The sequence below is a fragment of the Janthinobacterium sp. SUN118 genome (assembly GCF_030397695.1).
GTDB lineage: Bacteria > Pseudomonadota > Gammaproteobacteria > Burkholderiales > Burkholderiaceae_D > Janthinobacterium.
The window spans coordinates 235,393-258,977 of record NZ_JAPUBV010000005.1; the positions used below are offsets into that span (position 1 = coordinate 235,393).

Here is a 23,585-nt window from a genome sequence, read left to right on the forward strand (position 1 = left end):
AATCCGACCGACACCTTATTACAACACGCCGTCGGCCTTCAGGCGCGCGATGGCGGCGGCGTCATAACCGAGCGACGCCAGCACCTCGTCGTTATGCTGGCCCAGGGTCGGTCCCAGCCACTGCGTCCTGCCCGGCGTGGCCGACAGTTTCGGGCTGATGGCCGGCAATTTGACGGGCGTGCCGTCGGCGAAATGGTGCTGTTCAAACATGTCGCGGGCAAGAAACTGCGGATCGCTCAGCATGTCGCGCACCGAGTAGATCTTGCCGGCGGGCACGTCGGCCGCCTGCAGCACGTCCAGCGCGCTGTCTATCGTGTGCGTGGCGCACCAGGCGCCGATGGCGTCGTCGATCTCCTGCGTGCGCGCCACCCTGCCGTCGTTGCGCGCCAGTTGCGGGTCGCCCGCCATGTCGATGCGGCCCATGGCCAGCATCAGGCGCTTGAAGATGGCGTCGCCATTGCCGGCGATGACGATGTTTTCGCCATCGCCCGTCGTATAGGTATTCGAGGGCACGATGCCGGGCAGCGAGCCGCCCGTGCGCTCGCGCACGACGCCCGCCTGGTCGTATTCGGGCACCAGCGATTCCATCAGGTTGAACACGGATTCGTACAGGGCCACGTCGACCATCTGCCCTTCGCCGTGCTCGCGCCCGCCCGTCACGTCGCGGTGGCGCAGCGCCATCATGGCGCCGATCACGCCGTGCAGGGCCGCCACCGAGTCGCCGATGGACACGCCCACGCGCACGGGCGGACGGTCGGCAAAGCCGGATACATAGCGCAGGCCGCCCATGGCTTCGCCGATGGCGCCGAAACCGGGCAAGTCCTTCATGGGACCCGTCTGGCCAAAGCCGGACAGGCGCACCATGATGAGGGACGGTTTGATCTGCTTGAGCTGCGCATAGCCGAGATCCCACTTCTCCAGCACGCCGGGGCGGTAATTCTCGATGATGATGTCCGCTTCCAGCGCCAGCTGGCGCGCGATGGCGCGGCCTTCCGGCGACTTCAGGTTCAGCGTGAGACTTTTCTTGTTGCGCGCCTGCACCGACCACCACAGCGAAGTGCCATCCTTCAGCACGCGCCAGGTACGGATGGGGTCGCCGCCATCGGGCGACTCGATCTTGATCACGTCGGCGCCGAATTCGGCCAGCATGCGGGCACAGAACGGTCCCGCGATCAGGGTGCCCAGTTCCAGGACTTTGATGCCTTTGAGGGGGCCGGAAGATGCGGAAGCGTCTGTCATGTCGTGTTCAGGTTGCCCTGCGGTCGAGCATCGCGCGGGCGATGGTGCCCGCGTCGACGTATTCCAGTTCGCCCCCCACGGGCACGCCGCGGGCCAGGCGGCTCACGCGCAAGCCCCGCGCCTTCAGCATTTCGCTGATGTAATGGGCCGTCGCTTCGCCTTCATTCGTGAAGTTGGTGGCCAGCACCACTTCGCCGACCACGCCATCGTTGGCGCGGTTCAGCAATTTTTCGAGGTGGATATCTTTCGGGCCGATGCCGTCGAGCGGAGACAATCGCCCCATGAGCACGAAATACAGGCCCTTGTAGGTGAGCGTCTGCTCGATCATCAGCTGGTCGGCCGGCGTTTCCACCACGCACAGCAAGCGCTTGTCGCGCTCTTCGTCGAGACAGGTCTCGCACACTTCATGTTCGGTAAAGGTATTGCACAGGCCGCAGTGATGCACGGCATCGACGGCCTGGAACAGGGCGCGCGACAGCATGGCCGCGCCTTCCCTATCGTGCTGCAACAAATGAAATGCCATCCGCTGCGCCGACTTGGGGCCGACGCCGGGCAGGCGCCGCAGCGCCTCGGTCAAAAATTCAAGCGACTTGGACATGGATCAACCTTGCCCCGTGCCGCAGATCGAGCGCATGCGGTGTGTCATCAGAATGGCATTTTGAAGCCGGCTGGCAAGTTCATGCCGCCGGTCAAGCCTGCCATTTTTTCAGCGGACGTCGCTTCCGCCTTGCGCACGGCGTCGTTGAAGGCGGCGGCGACCAGGTCTTCCAGCATGTCCTTGTCGTCAGCCAGCAGCGACGGGTCGATCGATACGCGCTTGACGTCGTTCTTGCAGGTCATGACGATTTTCACGAGGCCGGCGCCCGACTGGCCTTCCACTTCCACCAGCGCCAGTTGTTCCTGGGCCTTTTTCATGTTGTCTTGCATTGCTTGCGCCTGCTTCATCAGGCCAGCCAGTTGATTTTTCATCATGAGAATGCTCCGTTCAATTCAGTTTGTGAGTGTGTTAATCATCAATGCAGGGTCGGCGCGGCGGAGCCGGCCGGTGCAGGGGTAATCGTTCCCGGCACGACAAAAGCGTCGAATGCACGCTTCATGTCGAGCACGAAGGGGTCGCTGGCGATGGTTGCTTCCGCTTGCAGCTGGCACGCCTCGCGGTGCGCCTGCGCTTCCGCGCTGGCCGTGTACCAGACGGCGCCCAGTTCCGTATCGACATTCACCTTGCGCCCGAAGCGCTCGGTCAGCGCGGCCGCCAGTTTTTCCACGTTGGCGGGACTGCGCCACGTGTCGATCGGCACGCGCAGGCGGAACGTCGTGCTGTGGCCGTCGTGCAGGCATTCGATCAGCTCGGCCTGCACGGCCAGCTGCTGGGCCACGCCGCGCAAGGGCAGCACGGCGGCGACGGCCGGCCAGTTGCCGTCCCAGTCCAGGCCGGGCACGGGCGTGATCACATACGGTGCGCTGGGCGCGGCTTGCTTGGCGGCACGCTGCGGCATGATGACGGCCGGCTGCTCGTTGCCTTGCATGGCTGGCGCGCCAGCCGGCGCCGAGACGGCGGCCGAGGCGCTGTCGTCGGAGAATTCGGTGACCCATGGCGGCAAGTCGTCGTCGGCCGGCGCCTGCTGTGGCGCCGCCGCAGGACGCGCCTGCTGCACGGGCGCGGGCGCGACCACCGGCGCGTCCATCACGGCCACCGGTGGCGCGTCGTCCCACGGCGCCGGCGCTTTCGCGGCGGCAGGCGGTGGCGGCGCAGCCTGGACAGGCGCGGCCGGCGCGGTGGCTGGCGCGGCAACGGCTACGGCGGCGGCCGGTGCCGGCGCGGCGGGCTTGGGCGCCGAGGAAGGCGCCGACGGCGCGCTGCCGGGACGGCCTTTCGAGGCGGCGCGGGCCGCTTCCAGCGCCGCATTGATGGCGGCGCGGGCGGAACTGAGCGGTGCAGCGGGCGCTGCCGGCGCAGCTGCGGCTGGCGCGGCGGCGGCGGGCGGCGGCGCCGCTGGTGCTGATGCTGGCGCCGATACGGCTGCCGGCGCGCGCGGCGGCGGCGCTTCGCTGCGCGCCATGCTGGCGGCGGCAGCGGCCACGACGGCAGGCGGCGTCACGGCAGCATGGCTGGCCACGCTGTTCGTGGCGGCGCGGGCGGCCGGTGCGGACGCGCCTGCTGCCGCGCGCGCGGCGGCCACGGCAGCGGGACGATTGCCCGGAGCCGACGCAGGTGCGGCAGCCGGCACGCCATCGGCGCCGCCTATGCCGGGCCGAAAGGCCAGCATGCGCAGCAAGGTCATGGTAAAGCCCGCATATTCGTCGGGCGCCAGGCCCAGTTCATTGCGGCCATGCACGGCGATCTGGTAAAACAGCTGCACTTCTTCCGCATCGAAGGCGGCGGCCAGGCGCACGATGTCCGCGTATTCGGGCAGATCCTGCGGCAAGGCGGCCGGCACGCTTTGCGCCAGCGCAATGCGGTGCAATAAAGTACCGAGATCCTGCAGCGCGCCGTTGTACGACAGGCTGCGCGAGGCCATCTCGTCGGCCACGGCCAGGAGATCGGCGCCATCCTGCTGCGCCAGCGCGTCGAGCAGACGCACCAGGTAGGACTGGTCGAGCGCGCCCAGCATGCCTTGCACGGCATCGAGGGTCACTTCGCCGGCCGCATACGCGATGGCCTGGTCCGTCAGCGACAGCGCATCGCGCATGGAACCGTGGGCGCCCTGGGCCAGCAGGCGCAAGGCCGGCTGTTCGAAGGCGATGCCCTCCTGCCCCAGGATATTGTCCAGGTGGCTGATGATGTGGCCGGGCGGCATCTGCTTGAGGTTGAACTGCAGGCAGCGCGACAGCACGGTGACGGGTATCTTTTGCGGGTCCGTCGTGGCCAGGATGAATTTGACATGCTCGGGCGGCTCTTCCAGCGTCTTCAGCATGGAATTGAACGCGTGGTTCGTCAGCATGTGCACCTCATCGATCATATAGACCTTGAAGCGCGCATTGCTTGGCGCATATACGGCTTGCTCGAGCAGCTGCGCCATTTCATCGACGCCGCGGTTCGACGCCGCATCCATCTCTATATAGTCGACAAAGCGTCCCGCGTCGATCGCCGTGCACGCTTCGCACTGGCCGCACGGCTGGGCCGTGATGCCGCCCGTGCCGTCAGGGCCGATGCAATTGAGCGATTTGGCCAGGATGCGCGACAGGGTCGTCTTGCCGACGCCGCGCGTGCCCGTGAACAGGTAGGCGTGATGCAATCGGCCACTGTGCAAGGCATGCGTGAGCGCGCGCACGACGTGCTCCTGGCCGACGAGCGTCTCGAAATTCTTGGGGCGGTATTTACGGGCGAGGACTTGATAGGACATGCTGAGATTTTACCATGCGATTTTGCGGGTGATCCTGCGCGGCGGGCGCAAGCCTCATGGCCGGGCCATTCAAATCTGGCAGACGCGGCAAAGCAGCAATTGTATAACATGCCCCGCGACTATTTATGCAAAAAGGGACAAGCCCGGCAATGCCGCGGCCTGGCAAGAAAAAGAGGCCATAAAACAAAAAAGCCGCCCATGGCAGCTTGATTGTCGATCCTGATAAAACATTCCCGAAGGAGGCGAGCCTGATCTGCGGCACTCATGGTTAATAGCCGTGGCTGCTTCGTTCCCGACCTGACCAGGTTAGCCATGCCACGATGCGCAGGGGCCCGCCGGAGACAATTATAACCGACCTGCGCAAGATTGGGGAAGTTGCCGTATCGGGCGCAATCATTTCCTGCGCAGGCCGGCGTAGGTCGGCTTAGGCCGCAGGCCGTAAGCCGACACTGCTGAGTATGCCCACCATGAGCATGCAAGCCATGCTCACCATGCGCATGCAAGCGCCGCAACGTCGGCTTACGCGCAAGCGCTAACCCGACCTACGTAGTCCCTACAAGCCCAGCTCCTGCCAGATGCCATCCACCTTCGCCTTCACTTCCGGCGTCATGGCGATCGTCGTGCCCCACTCGCGCGTCGTTTCGCCCGGCCACTTATTCGTCGCGTCGATGCCCATCTTGCTGCCCAGGCCGCTGATCGGCGAGGCGAAGTCCAGGTAGTCGATCGGCGTATTGTCGACCAGGGTCGTGTCGCGGATCGGGTCGACGCGCGTGGTGATGGCCCAGATGACCTCTTTCCAGTCGCGGATATCGACGTCTTCGTCGACGACGACGATGAACTTGGTATACATGAACTGGCGCAAGAAGCTCCACACGCCGAACATCACGCGCTTGGCGTGACCCGCATACTGTTTCTTGATCTGCACCACGGCCATGCGGTAGCTGCAGCCTTCGGGCGGCAGGTAAAAGTCGGTGATCTCGCTGAACTGCTTTTGCAGCAGCGGCACGAACACTTCGTTCAGCGCCAGGCCCAGCACGGCCGGCTCGTCCGGCGGCTTGCCCGTATACGTGGAGTGGTAAATCGGGTCACGGCGCATGGTGATGCGGTCGATGGTAAACACGGGGAAACTGTCCTGCTCATTATAGTAGCCCGTGTGGTCGCCATACGGCCCTTCCAGCGCATGCTCGTAGCCGCTCGGATGGTTTTCATCGGGATAGATATGGCCTTCCAGCACGATCTCGGCCGACGCGGGCACGCGCAGCTCGCTGCCGATGGCCTTCACCAGCTCGGTGCGGCTGCCGCGCAGCAAGCCGGCGAACTGGTATTCGGACAGGCTGTCCGGCACCGGCGTCACGGCGCCTAATATAGTAGCGGGATCGGCGCCCAGCGCGACGGCGATCGGATATGGCTTGCCCTTGCTCTGGATGGCGTGCTCGCGGAAGTCCAGCGCGCCGCCCCGGTGCGCCAGCCAGCGCATGATGACCTTATTGCGCCCCAGCACTTGCTGGCGGTAAATACCCAGGTTCTGGCGCTTCTTGTTCGGGCCCTTGGTGATCACCAGGCCCCACGTGATCAGGGGGGCGATGTCGCCGGGCCAGCAATGCTGGATCGGCAGGCGCGCCAGGTCGACGTCATTGCCTTCCCAGACGATTTCCTGGCATTTCGCGCCGCGCAACTCTTTCGGCGACATGTCCCACACGGATTTCACCAGCGAGCCCAGACCCAGCAAATCCTTGAAATCCTTCGGCGGCTCCGGTTCCTTCAGGCGCGCCAGCACATGGCCAATCTTGCGCAGTTCGCTGACATCCTCGGCGCCCATGCCCAGCGCCACCCTGCGCGGCGTGCCGAACAGGTTGCCCAGCACCGGCATCGTGTGCCCCGTCGGATGGTTGAACAGCAAGGCCGGTCCGCCCGCGCGCAGGGTGCGGTCGCAAACCTCCGTCATCTCCAAAATCGGTGAAATGGGCGTTGAAATGGGCTTAAGTTCACCCATTTGTTGCAGTTGAGAAATAAAATCTCGCAAATCTGAATATTTCATGTGTTTTTAATTTTTTTTGACGTCGGACGCCGTTGCTGAAGGATCTATGCCAAGTAATTGATTTTATTGGCTTTTGGCACAATGCAAGTCAAAAAGTAAGACATAAAAGTAATAAAGAAACGATTCGTTAGTATTGACTTGATATAAAACGGCTTCTACAATTCGCCCAACTTGAAAGAGGACGCCGGCCCAGAGCTTGATTTTAGCGTCTCTCCTTCATTCACGGAGTCGGGGCTCCACATGACATTTTAAGGAGTGTTTTCAAAAGGCGTCTGCCTTACCCCCGGTAAAAGTTGTATTGCGACTGATCCAATACCAAAAGGGACCGATCAGCTCAGGCAAGCAATGACGGCGTTTCTCGCACGCATCCATACGCGGCGGAAACGATGATATTTCTGATGCACGGCATTGGCAGTACCCACAACACCGCGAGACCGCGGAGGGACTGCCTGTTGACGCGACATTTCGGGGAACTCTATGACTCATCGTAGCACTGAAGCAGCTTTGCCTGCTTCAACCGTGGCTGGCCAGCCAGCGTTGGCGCGTTTGCGCGCCCGCGCAACGGCCATTTCAGCACGTGGCGTTTTGACCACGGCGCAACACACACTGACAGTCTTTGGCATTTCCGCACTTGCACTGATAGCCCTGCTGATGTTCCGCCCGGACCTGGGCAAGCAGCTGACGCACAGCCTGTTCCCGCTGCCGATGGCAGAAGCACAAGCCGTGGAAGCACCAGCCCTGTCGGCACTGATGGAAGCGCCTGCTTCCGTGCAAACGGCCGCCGTCAACGATGCACCGCTGACGAAGGAAGAAAAAGCCCTGCTGGGCACGCAAAAGCAGCAGCAATGGGTCACCAACTGGCTCTCCAAGCGCTACCGCGTGGCCAACGACGCGACCAATATGCTCGTCTCGACGGCCTACCTGACGGCGCGTGAAATCAAGCTCGACCCGCTGCTGATCCTGGCCGTGATGGCCATCGAATCGGGCCTGAACCCGTTCGCCGAAAGCCCCGTGGGCGCGCAGGGCTTGATGCAGGTCATGTCGAAGATCCACCACGAGCGCTTCCAGGAAATGGGCGGCGTGCAAGCAGCCTTGAATCCGGTGGCCAACATCCGTGTCGGCTCGCTGATCCTGAAAGACTACGTCACGCGTGGCGGTTCCGTCGAAGCGGGCTTGAAAACCTATGTCGGCGCCGCCAACTTCGCCACCGACTCGGGCTACGGCTCGCGCGTGCTGGCCGAATACCGCCGCCTGAAGCAAGTGTCCGCCGGCCAGCGCGTGCCGACGACGACGCCGGTGATGGCATCGAACACGCCGGCGCCAGCCCAGGCGCCTGCCCTGCCGAAGGAAAGCGGCAGCATTACCATCAAGATTGCACCGCATAACGAGATCGCCGGCCTGTGACCCTTTAAAAGCCCTCACAGGGGCATCCAGCAAAAAAGCCACCGCACGCAAGTGCCGGTGGCTTTTTTCTTGCCTTGCGGCGTACGGCTTGCTGGGCGCACGCTCTTCGGACCAGCTGCGCGGCCCGCTCACTAGCGATGGCGGGCGCAGTACACACACCAACTTCGCCGTACCGACAGAGCCGGTGTCTGGCTTCTCCCCACGGTCGAAAGAGGCCGCCAAGGCCCGCGAAGAGGCCACCAAGGCCCGCGAAGAGGCGCGAGGCCATATGTTGACAGCGCTTCACAAATAAAAAGGGCAGACTTTGCAGTCTGCCCTTTTTGCATCCGTGCGGCCCAGCCGCAGGATGTATACATATATTACTTGCGCTTGTTGGCGTTGACTTCTTCCTCGCGGAATTTCACTGCCAGCTTGTCCAGCACGCCGTTCACATACTTGTGGCCGTCGATACCGCCAAACGACTTGGCCAGCTCGACCGCTTCGTTGATGACGACGCGGTACGGGATTTCCATGTTGTTCTTCAGCTCGAACGCGCCGATCAGCAGGATGCCGTGTTCGATTGGCGACAGTTCCGCGATATTGCGGTCGATCAATGGGGCCATGCTGTCGCGCAGCGCCAGCGAATCCTTGATCGTGCCGTACAGCAGCACCGTGAAGTGATCGCCGTCCGCCTTGTCGAAGCCATGCGCGGCGCGAATATTGTTCACGACGGTGGTCGCGTCTTCATTATTCAACAGCCACTGGTACAAGCCCTGCAGCGCAAACTCGCGCGCGCGGTGACGCGGCGTGCGGTTTTTGCTGGGATTGGCGAGCAAATTTTTCTCAGTCATGATTGTTACCTGTTCTTAAGTACTTGTTCACTACAAATTCCGGCGAGACACTATGGTGCGCCTTTAGGCAGCGCAGCCACAGCTCAAGCGTGCGTGAGAAGGATGTCAGGGCAAGGCGCGAGGCCGAAGCCAGTACGAAAGTACGGCTAGGCCTCGCAACGCCGCCATGGCATTCTTGTCACACGCGCTCAGTCTTCGTCGGCGTCCTGCAACTCTTCCAGCGCTTGCGCCAGATTAGCCATTTCCACTGCCACGCGTGCCGCTTCCGCTCCCTTGACCAGCATGCGCACTTCCGCCTGCTCGTCGTTTTCGGTCGTCAACACTGCGTTGGCGATGGGGATGCCGTAATCGAGACCGACGCGCGTGATGCCCGCGCCCGATTCGTTCGATACCAGCTCGAAGTGGTAGGTTTCACCGCGAATCACGGCGCCCAGTGCGATCAGGGCGTCGAATTGCTCGGTTTCTGCCATTTTTTGCAGAATCAGTGGGATTTCCAGGGCGCCCGGCACGGTCACGTGCAGGATATCTTCATCGGCCACGCCCAGCTTGCTCAACTCTTCCAGGCATGCCGACAGCAAGCCACCACCGACGATTTCATTGAATCGTGCCTGGACGATACCGACGCGCAAACCTTCGCCGGCAAAATTGGTTTCATATGTTCCTACGGTCATCATAAGCCTCTTTAATCTGGTGGTTCAGGGCGACACGCACATGTCGCCTTCATTTACTATCACATCGACGCCTGACAAAATCGTAGCGAGCGGCAGTGATTGGTGGCCGAGAAGCGCAACTGTACGGCAGTACAGGGCGCATCGCAGGCCGCAAATCGCGACGCGCAGTAGATTTGCTTAGGCATCCTGGCCAGGATGGCACTGAAAACCCGTTACTTCCAGGTCGAAACCGACCATCGACGGCATCTTGCGCGGGCTGGCCAGCAATTGCATCTTGCTCACACCCAAGTCGCGCAGGATTTGCGCACCGATGCCATAGCTGCGCAGATCCATGCTGGCGGCGCGGCCTTTCGGCTTGGCTTGCGGCGTATCGAGCGCGGCAAACTGGGCAAACAGCTCGCCCGACGTCTCGCCGCAGTTCAGCAAGACCATCACGCCCCGCTCGGACCGCTTGATGGCGGCCATCGAGGCGGCCACCGTCCACGAATGGGTGGTCGCTTCGCTTTCCAGCACATCGAGCAGGGAAACGGGCTGGTGCACGCGCACCAGCGCTTCCAGGCCTGGGGCCAGGTCGCCGTGCACGAGGGCCAAGTGGGCCGATGCGCTCGGCTTGTCACGGAAGGCGATCAGGCGGAATTCGCCATGCGCCGTGTGCAGGGTGCGCTCGGCAACGCGCTCGACCAGCGACTCCGTCTGGCTGCGGTAATGGATCAGGTCGGCAATCGTGCCGATCTTCAGGCCATGTTGCTCGGCAAACACCAGCAAGTCCGGCAAGCGCGCCATGGTGCCGTCGTCCTTCATGATTTCGCAAATCACGGAGGCGGGCGTCAGGCCGGCCATGGCCGTCAAGTCGCAGCCGGCTTCCGTATGGCCAGCGCGCATCAGCACGCCGCCTTTTTGCGCTTTCAGCGGGAAGATATGGCCAGGCTGGACGATATCGCTGGGCTGCGTGCCCTTGGCCACGGCTACCTGGATGGTCTTGGCGCGGTCGGCGGCGGAAATGCCCGTGGTCACGCCTTCTGCCGCCTCGATGGAAACGGTGAAGTTGGTGCCGTAGGCCGTGCCGTTGCGCGAGGTCATCATCGACAGGTTCAGCTCGTCGCAACGCTCTTCCGTCAAGGTCAGGCAAACGAGGCCACGCGCATGCGTGATCATGAAATTGATTGCTTCAGGCGTCACGAAATCGGCGGCAAGCACCAGATCGCCTTCATTTTCCCGGTCTTCTTCATCGACCAGTATCACCATGCGGCCGGCGCGCAATTCAGCGACGATCTCTTCGGTGCTGGATATAGACATTATTCATCCTCGTATGACGTCTGGCATAACCTGCTGCGCGTCGGTCCAGGCGGCCTGCGATGCGCACCGTACCTTCGTACGGTTGCGCTTCTCAGCCACCTGTCCCTTCCGCTCGCTACGGTTTTGCCGGGCGTTGTTAATGTAACTAAAAACTGAACCTGAACCTGAAACATCAAGCGCAAAAATTCCGCGGATTTCCGGGAATTTTCTTATAACCTGCTATTTTAAAGGATTTAGCGTCGACAGACCTGAAATAAGACAGTGTAGCCACAGCAACACCGCAGCCGCAGCCCGGCCTGCCCGGCAAAGCGCCGATTCTTCGATCCAGCGCAAACGGCGCGGCCAAAACGCGCGCCGCCAGCCTTGCAAAGAGCATAAGATCAGCCAGTCATCGCCACGGCGCTGATTCCCCTTGCGCCCGGCCGCGCCAGCCGCCGCCGGCGCTTTCCCGTCATTGCAGGTACACCCCATACAGGAGCGGCAGCATGAAAACCAACGGATCGGCCATCTGGTCAGGCGGCATCAAGGATGGCAAGGGCGCCATCAGCACCCGCAGCGGCGCGCTGCAGGAATATCCCTACGGCTTTGCCAGCCGCTTCGAAGGCAAGCCCGGCACCAACCCGGAAGAACTGATCGGCGCCGCCCACGCGGGCTGCTTCACCATGGCCCTGTCGCTGATACTCGGCGAAGCAGGCTTGACGGCGGAAAAGATGGAAACGACAGCCGACGTGACCCTGGACAAGGTCGATGACGGTTTTGCCATCACGGCCGTGCACCTGGTGCTGAAAGCGAAGATACCGGGCGCCGACCAGGCCAGGTTCGAGGAATTGACGGGCAAGGCCAAGGCTGGCTGCCCCGTGTCGAAGTTACTTAAGGCCAACATTACCCTGGATGCCACGCTATTGCCTTGAGTCGTGGCATTGACTGCTGCACAAGCCGCATCCTGGGCTGAAATCTTGCTGTATCAAACCTTGCTTGACATTCGATCTGGCTGATATCAAACCTTGTTCACTGGTTTGACCGGTTCCACGGGGGCAACCGGCGCCACCAGCGGCAGACGCGAGTCGCTGGCAGGCAACGGCCGGTTCATCAGGCCGGGATTCAGGGCGGCGTTATTCAAATTGTAAGCGGCAATGGCCGCCGCCACGGACGGGTCTTGCGACGACGGCGGCGGCACGGCCTGGCCCGCGTTTTGCGCGGCCAGCTGCTGCGCCTGTGCATTTTGCTGCGCCAGCTGGGCTTGCGCCGTCGCCGCCGCCAGGCCCGCATCGGTATCGGCCTGCGCCTCGCGCGCCAGCGACTGCGCCCGCTCGCCGGCCGCCCGCGCCGCCATCTGCGCGTCGTCGGCCGCCAGCTGTGTGCGTACCGCCTCGTCGGCGGCCAGGCGCACCTGTTCCTGGCGCTGGTCTTGTTGCAACTGCGTCTGCTGGACTTGCTCCTGGCGCAACTGTTCCACTCCCGCCGAGACTTGCTGGCGCACCTGGCGCTCCCCGTCGATACGCTGGGCATCGATGCGCTCGCTATCGGTCCGCTGCGTCTGCAAGCGCTCCTGCACGCCATCGCTCTGCAACGCTTGCTGCCGCTGCACATCGGCGCTGCGTTGTTGTGCTTGTTGGGCTGGCAACTCGCCTGCCTGCGCCAGCTGGGCGCGGGCGGCCGTGGCGGACGGCAATTGCGCGGCATCTGGCGCCGACTGCTGTTGCACCTCTTGCAAGTCCTGCTGCAACTCCTCCGTTTCCATCTGTTGCCGCACTTCCAGCTGCCGCTGCCCCAAGGCATCCAGCGGAGCCATGGCCGGTTCGTCCCCGGGGGTCTGGGCCAGCACGGCAGCCTGTGCCGCCGGCGTTTGGCCCGCAACAGCACTGGCCGCCACCCCTTCACCATTCAGATCGGCTTCCACGGCAGTAGCAACGAGGGCGCCCTGCCGCTGGGCCAGTACGGCCCCCACCTGCGCCAGCACGTCCGTTCCCTGCTGCAAGGCGTTCAGAGTGGCATTGCTGTCGGCCGCATACGCTGCCTGCAGGGTGGCCGCATCCACCTCTTCATTGCGCAAGTCGATGCCGATGCGGGCCAGCCCCGCCTGCGTGAGCAGGCTGCCGTCCTGCGCCAGCGCAGCCGCGGCGCCCGTCGTGCCATCGCCCGACAGCAAATCGTAGCGCTGCGCCAGGCTGCCCGGCGTATCGCCTGCCGTCGCCAGCTGGCTGGCATCGATGCCGCTCGTTTGCAGCTGGGCGAACGATTCCGTCAACTGGCGCGCCAGCGCCAGCAAGTCGTCGTCGACATGCACGGGCGTATTTGCCGCCCGGGCCTCGTCCGTGGCGCCCTGCAAGGCCAGCAATTGGCGGCGCGACAAGGCCACGCCGGACAAAAACTGGCCCAGCGGGGAAATGTCGACCTGGGTCGACGACAGGATGGAGATGGCTGCCGCCGCGCCTGCAGCGGGCATGGGCACGGCCGGCGCCAGCGGCGCCGTTTCGCCGACACGGGGTGTTGCCGGTATGATATTGGGCAAGGTGGCGCGCGAGATCGGATCCATGACTGGCCTCCACAGGGGAAAGCCCTATTATGCGCGCCTGCAGGAAAAGCAACACACGCTTGGCGGCCAAGCGCCTATCCCGGCAGCTGAATGCATCCCCCGCTGGCGCCGCCCCGAAGCGGGAAGTCGCCGCGTGGCTCGCCATGCGTCTCCCTCACGCCTCGTCCGCGCTTCCGATGCGCAACCGGCACGGGATGCGCCCGACGGGCATAGGCCCCAGGCGGCTGCCAGGCCAGGAGCACCCTCCCTGCGCGGTGCATGCGGAGGGGCAAGCTGCTTATGCTTGTTTATCCAGCGACAACATGCGCTCGACATAGCGGGCGATCAGGTCGATTTCCAGGTTGACCTTGCCATCGACTTGCAGGTGCTTCAGGGTCGTCATGGCGATCGTGTGCGGGATCAGGTTGATCGAGAAGCGGCAGCCGTTGACGGCGCCCGCGCCCAGGTCTTCCACGCGGTTGACGGTCAGCGACACGCCATTGACGACGACGGAGCCCTTGAAGGCCAGGTATTTCGCCAGCTCATGCGGCGCTTCGATGACCAGTTCCCACGACTCGCCCACGGCTTCGAACTTGCGCACGATGCCTAGGCCGTCGACGTGGCCGGAAACCAGGTGACCACCGAGGCGTTCGGCCAGGGTCAGGGCTTTTTCCAGGTTCACTTCCGTGGTGGTATCGAGGCCCACCGTGCAATTGAGGCTTTCGCGCGAGACATCGACGGCAAAGCCCGTGTCCGATTTTTGCACCACCGTCATGCAGGCACCATTGATGGCGATCGAATCGCCGAGGGCCACGTCGGCCAGCGGCAAGCCGCCCGCGTGGATGTTCAGGCGCACGCCTGCGTCGAGGCCGCCTTCGAGCGGCTGCACGGTTTCAATCTTGCCAATGGCTGCAACAATTCCTGTAAACATGGTCAACCTATATTGAAGTAATTAAAGGGTAATAAAAGGTAATAAATAAGGTGGCGGGAACATCTGTACAACGTGCAGAGCCGGCGCCTTGCCGAAGAGCGTGGATAGGACGCCATGGCAGGCAGCCCCTTGCCCCACCTTGATCAGGTGCTCGCGCCGAACCTGGCAAGGATACGCACATCTGCGCCGACTTGCTGAACCTGGTGAAACTGCAAGCGGTATTGACCGTCGAGGTCGCTGAGAGCGGGCAAGGAAAACATGCCTTGCGCATCGCCCAGCAAGGTGGGCGCCAGGTACACGAGCAGCTCGTCGACGCAGCCTTCGCGTATCAGCGAGCCGTTCAGCTTGGAGCCGGCCTCGACGTGGACTTCATTGATTTGCCGGCGTCCCAGTTCCAGCATCAGGGCGGCCAGGTCGACCTTGCCGGCCGCGTTCGGCAGCACGATGACTTCCGCGCCCAGCGCCCGCAGCTGCGCTTCCTTGGCCGGATCGGCGACGGCGGCCACGATCCACGTACCGCCCCCTTGCAGGATGCGCGCGTCGAGGCTGATGTCGAGGCGGCTGTCGACGACGATGCGGCGCGGCTGGCGCGGCGTCGCGACGGCGCGCACGTTCAGCTGCGGATCGTCGGCCTTGACCGTGCCGATGCCCGTCAGGATGGCGCAGGCGCGCGCGCGCCAGGCGTGGCCGTCGGCGCGCGCTTCCGGCCCCGTGATCCATTGGCTCTTGCCATTGTGCAAAGCCGTCATGCCGTCCAGGCTGGCCGCCGTTTTCATGCGCACCCACGGCTTGCCGCGCTGCATGCGCGAAAAGAAGCCGATATTCATCTCATACGCCTCGTCCGCCAGCACGCCCGTGGTGACGGCGATGCCGGCCGCCTCCAGCTTGGCCAGCCCCTGGCCCGCCACCAGCGGATTCGGGTCCGTCATGGCGGCCACGACACGCCCCAATCCGGCGCGCACCAGCGCATCGGAGCATGGCGGCGTGCGGCCATGGTGGTTGCACGGCTCCAGGGTGACATAGGCCGTGGCGCCGCGCACATCGTTGCCGCGCGCGCTGGCATTGGCCAAGGCTTGCACCTCGGCATGATCCTGCCCGGCCGCCTGCGTCACGCCGGCGCCGATCACCTGGCCATCCTTGACGATCACGCAGCCGATGCGGGGGTTCGGCGAAGTCGTGTACAAACCGCGCGCCGCCCATTCCAGCGCCAGGCGCATGCCATCTATATCGTTGAGTATTTCCACAGGCTTCTTTGTTTGACGGTGAGTGTAAAGGTAATCAAGGGACGCAACTATATGCTGCAGCTATGGCGCAACTCAAGGGGGCAACTCAGGGATGCCAGCAATAGAGTGTCCATCAAAAGTAGCGCAACTGCTGCTGCGGTTTGATCATCATCAATATCGAGCTACTGGCTGTCGGCCACGCCGCTGCAATTGACCGCCTGCTGCTGCGGATCGCACACTCGTACCCTGCCCAGCATATTGATTTTAATATGGCGCACCTGTTTTCCCAAAATCAGGGACAAGGTGCCCCAGCGTGCCGCCAGGCTATTGGTGGCGCTGCAACTACGTCCCGCACCATTGTAGGCGATATAAAACGGCGGCGTGGCCGATGAAAACGCGAACTGGGCGCTGATGCCGGCCGCCAGCGGCCCCTGGCGGAACAGCAGCTCGTCGCCGCCATCGAAGGCCAGGTTGCTATTGCTGTCAACAAATACCAGCCAGCCCGTGCGCCAATCCATGCCGCCGGACCCGGCGGGCATCAGCAGCACGCGCTGGCCGCGCGCCATCGCTTGCGCTCGCGTCAATTCGATGGCGGAAAACAGGTCCGTGGCGGCCACGCGCACCTGCTGGCGTTCCAGCAAGTGCCGCAGGCTGGGCAAGGCCGCTGCCGCCAGCAGCGCCGCGATCGACAACACGGCCAGCAATTCCAGCAAGGTATGTCCTGCCCTGCGTGGCTGGCCGCACGCACGGAAAGATAAAGCGCTTCCACATAACTGCCATGCGTACCTCAGCCGTGTATCCATGAGCGGTGCCCTCTCCGGCGCGGCCATGGCTAGGGCCAGCACTGGCTGGCGGGGCCGCTGCTGCCGCGCTGCCCCATGCTATTCAAGGACAATACGCCGCACTCGGTATCATGAAACTGCGGATCCACCTTCGCCGTGCCCGGCAGGGCGCGCAGCAGCACGCATTGGCCGATGCTCATGTCCGGACAGGCGACCGCCTCGATTTCATACGCGCTGCCGCCCGCGCTGCCCACCGGCCCCTCGCCGGACCACCACTGGAATTGCTGCGCCTGCGGCGCCAGCGATGCCGAACTAAAGGCCAGATACTGATTGTTCTGCGTGTAATAACGTTCCTGCTGCTGCATCAGCCGCAACAGGGCCGATTGTCCCTGCACGCGCTTGGCCCGCACGACATGAGCATGATAGGCAGGCAAGGCCAGCGTCAGCAGCATGGCGACGATCGCCAGCACGGCCAGCAACTCGATCAGGCTGAAACCGGGCACAGCGGCACGGCAACGGGAACGCGGCGCACACACCGGATGCCAGGTCCGATCCTCGCGGCAAGCGCCACTGCCTGCGCCGGTCATCGGCGCACGCGTTCCGCCTTGCCGCCTTGTCCATCTCCATGCCCCGGCCCCGGCCATTTCCCGCCCTCCTTCTCGCTGCGCCCACGCGTGCGCCGCCACCGCGCCAGCTGCGCACTGACTTCGCCAACGGCCCTTGCCTTATCAATGTTCGCCAACGCTCCTCATTGCACCTTTGGCAATTTCATATTCTTTACAGCGCTCGCCACGCTATTTCTTTTTTGCCGCCTCGTGCAATTCACGCCAGTTCGCCACCTCGCGCCAGCTGATGCGCCCAGCGGGCAGCGGCGCACTGACCACCTTGAGCGCCTTGAGCCCGGCCGCGCCAGACAAGCCCGGCTGCAGCACGGCGAGTTCCTTGCGCCCCTCGGCACGCCCCGTCGCGTTGGCGGCAGCCACCGTACTGTTGAGCTCCATCACCAGCGGCGGCCCGCGCGCCAGGCCATCGTGCAACTGCCCCGTCTGCGCACCCGCCTGTACCACGCCGGCGGCGTCGGCGGCAAAACCGCTGAGCACGTCGAGCACGTACACGCGCGTAGCCGGCCGCGCACACGGGTCGCGCCCCGGCAAGACGGTATTGAACACCACCTTGCCTGCCGCCAGTACCGGGTTGTGGATGCTGCGCTCGCCCGTCTGCGCGGCATCGAGAAAATCGAGATACCAGCCGCGCATGGCATCGCTGCCCGTGTAGCGCAACTCAGCGCCATCGACGCGCACGCCGCCCGCCGCCTCGCCCAGGCTGCGCCGCTCCAGCTCGGCACGGGTGGGCGTGGGAGACTGCTCGCGCAAGTCGTCATGGACGGCATAAAACGCTTGCGACAGGAAGGCCGCCGGCCAGGTGTCGGCCGCCTCGACCAGCTTGCCCGTGCCAAACAGCAGCAGATAGCCGCCGCCGGTCGCATACGCCACTTTCAGCTGCTGCGTCACGGGCTGGCGCCGGCCCTGCGCATCGCGTGCGACAAAGATGCGTTTGCGCCCCACGCCATCCTTCCACGGCGGCCCCATGGACAGGTCGAGGCGCCAGATATTGCCCTGCAAATCGCCCGCATACAGATAGGCCAGCGCCCCGTCGCTGCCCGGCACCAGGGCGGGCGGCCCCAGCGCGTGGGCGGTGGCGGTGGCTGCCGCGCCAAGGCCGGCACCGGCACCAGCGACCGGGTCCTCCTCTCCATCGCCATCGCTGGCCATCGGTACTTTCAGCCGGTAGTAATTGCTTCCCAACAGCCACGGCGTGCCGGGCGGCTTGTCCAGCGCCAGCAGGAAGATGGCGGCCGCAGAGGCTGGCGCCGTCGTATCCTTGCCATCGTCCACGCTATTGTTGTAGCCGCTGGCCACCACGGCAAAATCGCGGTAGGCCGGCGCGCCATCCTTGCCGCCCATGTTGACGCGGGCAAAGCCCGGCGGTGCGCGCACGTTGCCCATGAGCTTATCGTCGCGGTCCGTAAATTCCCACAACGCCCCGTCTTGCGCGAAGCGCGCGGGGTCGGTGATGTCGAGCGCAAACACGCCCTGCGCGCCGCCCCCCATGCCGGACACCAGCACTGTCTTCCAATGTCCCAGCACCAGCACTTCCGCCGTGGCCGCGGCGCCGTCCAGCATGGGGCCTGGACTGTAGTGAGTGCTCGCCATGGCCGCGGCGGGGCGCAGTAGCGCACGCGGCAGGTAAGCGTACAGCTCGCTGCCGGTGCGCGCGTCGAACGCATGCAGCAAGCCATCGTTTGCGCCCAGGTACAGCATCCTTTTCCGCTGCAGCAGCAGCTTGCGATGCAAGGCGTAATCCGCGCCCGGCATGCCCGGCGCCGGCGCGCCCACGTACGCGAGGTTGCCATAAGGCGCCGTACCCAGGCTGCCTGATCGCCGGCGCAGGAAGCCGCCCGGCCGCCCCACCTCGTGCAGCATTCCGCCCAGCAGATAGGCTAGCCGCGCCTCTCCCTGGCCATCGTCCTGCCCATCAGCGCCACCGCCGCCAGCGAAGGCGGCGCGCTGCTGCGCGTCGAGCTTGTTCCAGGTCAAGGGCATCAGGGCGCCCTGTCCATCGAGCGTGTAGACGGGGCGCAAGGTCGCTGGCGTAGCATCCGCCATGGCCTTGTCGCGCTCGCCGGTGCGCCACACTGGCTTGCCAGCAAGCATGCCGCCATCGGCGTCCACGCCAAACGCGGTGCGCGACAAGGTCATGCCGCCATCGGCCAGGCGCATCCGCGTGTGAAACCAGTACGCCTCCTCCGTGCCGCTGGCCAGCGCCATCAGCGAGGGGCCGGCCAGTGCCGCCGTGCCTGTCCCCTTGTCGGCGGCCACGAAGGCGGCGCGCACGCCGGCGATCAGGGCCGCAGGGTCGCTGCCCGCCAGGTAATGGCTGGGCCAGCGGCCATCCACGCTCCACTCATCCATCGCCTTGCCCACCGCGCTGTGGAAGGGATTGGCGTCGCCATCCTCGTCAAGAAAGCCGCCATACTTGGCCGCCAGCAACAAGGGAGTGACGGGCGGCGCGCCGGCCGGGTCGCCCGGACGCAAGTCGCCCGCATGGTGTTCGACCGCGCTGCCGCCCTTGCCCCCTGCGCCGGGTCGCAGCGCCTGCACATGCGACCAGTACGCCAAGCCGGCCGCATGGTAGCTGGCGCCATCGGCCTCATCGGCCAGCAACTCCAGTCCGGCCAGTTCAGGCCGTGGCGCCGGATTGCCTTGTCCGCCCTCGCCTTCCAGCTTGCCCACCGCGCGCGTCCACGCCATGACATCGAGCGCGGGCGGCGCATAGCCATCGGCCGCGCGGGCGCGGTCGCTGGCATGCATGGGCGGACTGGCCGTCGGCACGTTGCCCGGCACGTAACGATCGCCCGCCATGCCCGCGTCGCCCAGGCTGACGACGACCTGGCGCTGGCAACTGGCCGCCAGCGGGTCGCTCCACTGGGTGATGACAGGCAAACCTTCATCGACGGCAGGCGGCGCCGTGGCGGGCGGCACCACGGCGCTCGCTTGCCGCCCCTGCAGGTAGCGCAGCGATTCGTACAGCAGTTCGGCCGTCGGTGCCGCCCTGGCGTAGGCGCCGGGATGCAGGACATGACTGCGGCCCAGGCCGTTGATGTAAGCGGTCACCCCGCCGCCATGGCCCGCGCCCTGGGGAACATACACGCCATTGGCGGCACTCCACTCGGACTCGGGATTGTCTTGCGGTAAAAAATCGGGCGCCGCCCAGCGCTGGCTGCCCGCATGGGCCAGCGGCGCGCGCAATACGCCACCGTAGACATAGCCAGCGCCGGGCGGCGCGGCGTTCAGGTGCCCGAACACGCCCACGCGCACCCTGCCGCCATGGCGCTGCACGGCGCCCACCGGCTTGTAGTACTTGCCATACGCGAGGCACAGGTCAGCGCGCAGCGGCCCTTCGGTAACATCGCACACCTGCACCCGCGCCAGGAACACGCCGTGAGTGCCCGCTACGCCGGGAACGTCGCAATTGCCGCCCGCCGGCAGCGTAGCGTCGCCAAACAGCAGGCGGTTGCGACAGGAAACGATGGCCAGTTGCGCCAGCGCAAACGGTGTCGCGGCCGCCACGCCCTCGCGCAAGACCTTGCGTGGGAAAAAGGCGGGATGGGCGAAAAAGTCGATGGCATCGTTGCCGTTCTGGCTGTCAGGCAGATAAGCGCGCTGCAGCACCGTCTTGCGCGCCTCGTCGATGACGCGGTCGCCGCCCGTCAGGGCATAGCGGACAATATCGAGCATGCTGGCGCTAGCCCAGTTGAGGAAGTTGCCGCTGAAACTATCGCCGCCACAGCCATGCTGCGCGTCGGCCGGCTTCAGGACAGAGAAGTAAGCGGTCGCTACGCGCAAGTCCGGCACGCTCACGCCATCCTTGCTGCGATACGGATAGCGGTAGCACATGCGCGCATGGAAGTAGCCGGCGTAGTCGCGCTGTGGCGCGTAGTCGCCTGCATGCGCGGCAGCGGCGGCAGCGTGCGTGAACGACAGGTTGAGCAGCAGATTCGGCGGCACGCGAGCGCCGTGCACGCCAACGTCGGCACGCTCCAGCGCCACCGTGGGCGTGGTGGCGCCAACGGCAACGCTGCAACATAGCCAGCACAGTGCCGCCAGCCAGGTCCGGCCAGCGCGCCGCAGCGCCAGCCAATGCCGATGCCGATGCGCGATCATGGCCCCGCTCCGGCTACCTGCTTGCGGTAATAGCTTTGCAGCACCACCTGCGTGCTGTCCTGCGCGCCAAAACCGATGGCCGTCACGCGGTACAGATAATTTCCGGTGGCGAGGCTGCCGATCACGGCCCCCGCCTCTTCGCCGGGCAGGTGAAACGGCAGCAACTCGATGATGTAGCGGGGCCGGCGAAATGGCAAAAAGCCCTGTCCCGTCTGCATGGCCGCGCCCGTAAACCGGCCATAGGGTACGGTGCGGTTCCCGTCGCTCCCGCTGGCCGCCTCGGCACCGCCCAGCGCCATGCTCAGCCACAGCGCCGGCGCGCCCTTTTCCGCCGGCAAGCACAAGCCCAGCTCGCCACCATCGCCGCAGCCGACAGTGAATCCCGCCGCGCTGCCCGGCGCGAACAGGCTGCTGCGTCCTGGCGCGCCGGGCAAGCCTTCGATATCGTTCTGCGCATCCATCAATGCCTCCTCCGCGGCCTGGAACGCGATATACCGGTCGCGCTCGCCGCGAGCCGCCTTTTCGCCCAGCAATGCCATCTGCGCCGCCGATATGCCCAGCAACAGGATCACGACCAGCAGGCACAGCACGTACACCAGGGTCGCCCCCCGCTGGAGGCAAACCGGTGAGCCGCAGCTGGCGCCAGCGCTGGCCATCGTGCCGCCTATGCCGGCCCGTTGCGCAGCAGGATGCTGGTCTGCAGCATGTGCCGCAGCCGGCCCCGCAAGGCGTCAGGCAGGGCTGAACGTGCGATGCGCACGCCCGTGTCGCTGGCGCCATGCGCCTCCGCATACGCGGCACCAAACAGGTCGAACTGCGCTGGCCCGGTCTTTTCCGCTTCGCCCGCCTCGCCATGCAGCAGCAGCGCCACGCGCACGCTGGCCACGCGCTTCCAGTGCGTGCGGCGGGCAAAGTCGCGCTGGCGTTCTGCCGCGCTGGCGCCCACCAGCAGCAGCGCCGCATCGTAAGCGTCGAGCGCGCTGGCCTTGACGAACTGGTTCGCCACGCCATCGGGCGGCGTATCCGTATCGAGGCCATACAGGACCTGGAAGGTGTCGACGCCACGGATGATGGCGTCGGCGCCCCAGCCGTTCGCGCCGCGGTACTTGCAGCGCAATTCTCCCTCGCCGTCGGCGCCCTGCGCCACATAAAAAATGCTCCAGCCCCGCTGCGCCTCCGTCTGCGCGGCGCCGACGCCAAAGCCGGCGCAATTGAGGACGGAGCCATCGCCGTTCTCTCCCATGCCGGCGCCGTAATAGCGCAAGGCCAGCACGTCGCTGCCATGCACGGCGGCCGGCAGCGGCTGGCTGATGCCCTCGCTGTTCTTGTCCAGGCTGTGCGCGTCGAGCCCGGCGATATTGGCGCTGTCATGCGCCGCGTGGGCGACCGGCGCGGCGCTGCTGTCCCAATTCACGTACGCCGTCTGGCGCACGGCCCTGGCGATGGCATCGAGCGCATAGCGGCCGTTGTCATCCAGGCGCGCGCTGGCGGACTGGTCGAAGTAACTGCCGCTGGCCGCCAGCAGCACGGTGCTGGCGGCCAGCATCAGCAAGGCACCCAGGGACAGGGCCACCAGCAATTCAACCAGGCTCATGCCGGCACGCCAGCGTCGTGCGGCATTCATGCGCCGCCTCCGCCCAGTTGCAATGCCAGCTTGGGCAGCGACTCGCCGGCCCCATTCACGGCAGGCTTGCCGTCGGGACGGCGGCCACGCCAGCCCAGCTTGATGACGATGGGCGCGCCCTTGCCGCCGCTGCAAGCCCAGTGCAAGCCTTGCGCGGCGCTGTCCCATGCCTGGGCGTCGCGGCAGATCAGCAGGCGCGCGCCGGGCAAGGCGACATGCAGCTGCTGTTTCCACTCGGCGATGTCGAATTGCGCCAGCTGTGCCGCGCCGCAGGCGGAGGCGCCAAAGCAGTCGGGCGCGCCGCCAGGCGGTTCGTCACCATCCGGCGCCGCTTCGTAAGCCAGGTTCAAATAGGGATTGTTGGCGTCGGGACCATGCAGGAGGCCGCCATTGGCGCGCATGCGCTCGGCCATGCCAGAAGCCAGCTGGGCGCCGGCCGACAGCAGCGCCGACTCATGGCGCGCGCGCAGGGAAGTCAGCTGCAATATGCTGGCGCCGAGCAAGCCCAGCGCCAGTAGCAGCAGCGACACCAGCACCTCGACCAGGCTGCTGCCGACCATCGTCGCCCTGCGGCGGCCTCCGTTGTCCATGAAGTGCTCCCTCGCGCAAAACGGACCGCAGGAACGGGCGGCCCAGCTACACGATAGGCGCGGTCAAAGACTCTGGTATGCGGCAGCGCAAACGATGTGGCAAAAAGGCGCGGCGCGAAGAAAAAAAGCTGCTGGAATTGATCAGACCGCTTGCCGGAAACGCCAGGCAAGCAGCAGCATCGCGCGCGGCATGGCCAGGTGGCGCCTACACGCGGCCGTGACGATGCGGCCATAGGGCGGCCAGCCCTGCAGGGTGCATCGAGTCTGGACGATGGACGAATGAGATGGTGCGACAGTGAGGCGACGAATCGCCGGACGGCAAGGCGCCGAAACGTCCGCCGCACGCCAGCCGCCAGCGCGCCGCGATCAGAGGC

General features: G+C 65.1%; 19 protein-coding genes and 1 other RNA gene. 2 read left to right on the top strand and 18 right to left on the bottom strand.

What is annotated here, in order from left to right; genetic code table 11:
• Positions 1-18: 18 nt before the first annotated feature.
• The 6 genes from O0880_RS25040 to ubiD all read right to left on the bottom strand — a co-directional run bounded on the left by O0880_RS25040 (position 19) and on the right by ubiD (position 6,621).
• Entirely contained in the window at positions 19-1,239 is a 1,221-nt protein-coding gene (locus tag O0880_RS25040) for a CaiB/BaiF CoA-transferase family protein (protein ID WP_289889272.1), read from the bottom strand.
• A gap of 7 nt (positions 1,240-1,246) precedes the next feature.
• Positions 1,247-1,837 (bottom strand): recombination mediator RecR, encoded by a 591-nt coding sequence (gene recR / locus O0880_RS25045; protein WP_034786598.1) that lies wholly within the window; start codon positions 1,835-1,837, stop codon positions 1,247-1,249.
• A 47-nt stretch (positions 1,838-1,884) separates the two neighbouring features.
• Entirely contained in the window at positions 1,885-2,211 is a 327-nt protein-coding gene (locus tag O0880_RS25050; protein WP_034759121.1) for a YbaB/EbfC family nucleoid-associated protein, read from the bottom strand.
• Between the two features lie 41 nt (positions 2,212-2,252).
• The gene (gene dnaX / locus O0880_RS25055) at positions 2,253-4,583 is read right to left on the bottom strand and encodes a DNA polymerase III subunit gamma/tau (protein WP_289889275.1); all 2,331 of its coding nucleotides are present in this window, start codon (positions 4,581-4,583) and stop codon (positions 2,253-2,255) included.
• A gap of 238 nt (positions 4,584-4,821) precedes the next feature.
• Positions 4,822-4,920, bottom strand: an RNA gene (gene ffs, locus O0880_RS25060) — signal recognition particle sRNA small type.
• 216 nt (positions 4,921-5,136) lie between these two features.
• Entirely contained in the window at positions 5,137-6,621 is a 1,485-nt protein-coding gene (gene ubiD, locus O0880_RS25065; protein ID WP_083411947.1) for a 4-hydroxy-3-polyprenylbenzoate decarboxylase, read from the bottom strand.
• Between the two features lie 477 nt (positions 6,622-7,098).
• On the opposite strand from ubiD, the gene O0880_RS25070 reads away from it, so the two are divergent.
• A complete protein-coding gene (locus O0880_RS25070; protein ID WP_071324692.1) occupies positions 7,099-8,025 on the top strand; it encodes a lytic transglycosylase domain-containing protein in 927 nt (308 codons plus the stop codon).
• A gap of 359 nt (positions 8,026-8,384) precedes the next feature.
• On the opposite strand, the gene nusB is transcribed toward O0880_RS25070, so the two are convergent.
• From nusB to ribBA, 3 genes are all read right to left on the bottom strand, one after another.
• Positions 8,385-8,855, bottom strand: coding sequence for a transcription antitermination factor NusB (gene nusB, locus O0880_RS25075; RefSeq protein WP_071324693.1), 471 nt, complete (start codon positions 8,853-8,855; stop codon positions 8,385-8,387).
• 188 nt (positions 8,856-9,043) lie between these two features.
• Positions 9,044-9,526 carry a 6,7-dimethyl-8-ribityllumazine synthase gene (gene ribH, locus O0880_RS25080; RefSeq protein ID WP_071326615.1) on the bottom strand — a complete coding sequence of 161 codons (483 nt, stop codon included), beginning with the start codon at positions 9,524-9,526 and terminating at the stop codon, positions 9,044-9,046.
• 177 nt (positions 9,527-9,703) lie between these two features.
• Positions 9,704-10,822 carry a bifunctional 3,4-dihydroxy-2-butanone-4-phosphate synthase/GTP cyclohydrolase II gene (ribBA, locus tag O0880_RS25085; RefSeq protein ID WP_071324694.1) on the bottom strand — a complete coding sequence of 373 codons (1,119 nt, stop codon included), beginning with the start codon at positions 10,820-10,822 and terminating at the stop codon, positions 9,704-9,706.
• A gap of 485 nt (positions 10,823-11,307) precedes the next feature.
• On the opposite strand from ribBA, the gene O0880_RS25090 reads away from it, so the two are divergent.
• The gene (locus tag O0880_RS25090) at positions 11,308-11,733 is read left to right on the top strand and encodes an OsmC family protein (protein WP_289889276.1); all 426 of its coding nucleotides are present in this window, start codon (positions 11,308-11,310) and stop codon (positions 11,731-11,733) included.
• Between the two features lie 86 nt (positions 11,734-11,819).
• Here O0880_RS25090 and O0880_RS25095 read toward each other — a convergent pair whose 3' ends face one another.
• The 9 genes from O0880_RS25095 to pilV all read right to left on the bottom strand — a co-directional run bounded on the left by O0880_RS25095 (position 11,820) and on the right by pilV (position 23,211).
• On the bottom strand, positions 11,820-13,358 hold the full coding sequence (locus tag O0880_RS25095; protein WP_289889277.1) for a hypothetical protein: 1,539 nt from the start codon (positions 13,356-13,358) through the stop codon (positions 11,820-11,822).
• A 277-nt stretch (positions 13,359-13,635) separates the two neighbouring features.
• Positions 13,636-14,268 carry a riboflavin synthase gene (locus O0880_RS25100; RefSeq protein WP_289889278.1) on the bottom strand — a complete coding sequence of 211 codons (633 nt, stop codon included), beginning with the start codon at positions 14,266-14,268 and terminating at the stop codon, positions 13,636-13,638.
• A 143-nt stretch (positions 14,269-14,411) separates the two neighbouring features.
• On the bottom strand, positions 14,412-15,512 hold the full coding sequence (ribD, locus tag O0880_RS25105; RefSeq protein WP_289889279.1) for a bifunctional diaminohydroxyphosphoribosylaminopyrimidine deaminase/5-amino-6-(5-phosphoribosylamino)uracil reductase RibD: 1,101 nt from the start codon (positions 15,510-15,512) through the stop codon (positions 14,412-14,414).
• A 161-nt stretch (positions 15,513-15,673) separates the two neighbouring features.
• Positions 15,674-16,282 (bottom strand): GspH/FimT family protein, encoded by a 609-nt coding sequence (locus O0880_RS25110; RefSeq protein ID WP_354669907.1) that lies wholly within the window; start codon positions 16,280-16,282, stop codon positions 15,674-15,676.
• Between the two features lie 41 nt (positions 16,283-16,323).
• Positions 16,324-16,776: a type IV pilin protein gene (locus tag O0880_RS25115; protein WP_289889281.1), complete on the bottom strand. Its 453-nt coding sequence runs from the start codon at positions 16,774-16,776 to the stop codon at positions 16,324-16,326.
• A 291-nt stretch (positions 16,777-17,067) separates the two neighbouring features.
• On the bottom strand, positions 17,068-20,997 hold the full coding sequence (locus O0880_RS25120; protein ID WP_289889282.1) for a PilC/PilY family type IV pilus protein: 3,930 nt from the start codon (positions 20,995-20,997) through the stop codon (positions 17,068-17,070).
• On the bottom strand, positions 20,994-21,653 hold the full coding sequence (locus O0880_RS25125; RefSeq protein ID WP_289889283.1) for a PilX N-terminal domain-containing pilus assembly protein: 660 nt from the start codon (positions 21,651-21,653) through the stop codon (positions 20,994-20,996). The genes O0880_RS25120 and O0880_RS25125 overlap by 4 nt, the downstream gene beginning before the upstream one ends.
• Before the next feature lie 8 nt (positions 21,654-21,661).
• Positions 21,662-22,621, bottom strand: a complete 960-nt coding sequence (locus tag O0880_RS25130) for a PilW family protein (RefSeq protein WP_289889284.1) — start codon at positions 22,619-22,621, stop codon at positions 21,662-21,664.
• A complete protein-coding gene (gene pilV, locus O0880_RS25135) occupies positions 22,618-23,211 on the bottom strand; it encodes a type IV pilus modification protein PilV (RefSeq protein ID WP_289889286.1) in 594 nt (197 codons plus the stop codon). Before pilV ends, O0880_RS25130 begins: the two co-directional genes overlap by 4 nt.
• Positions 23,212-23,585 lie beyond the last annotated feature (374 nt).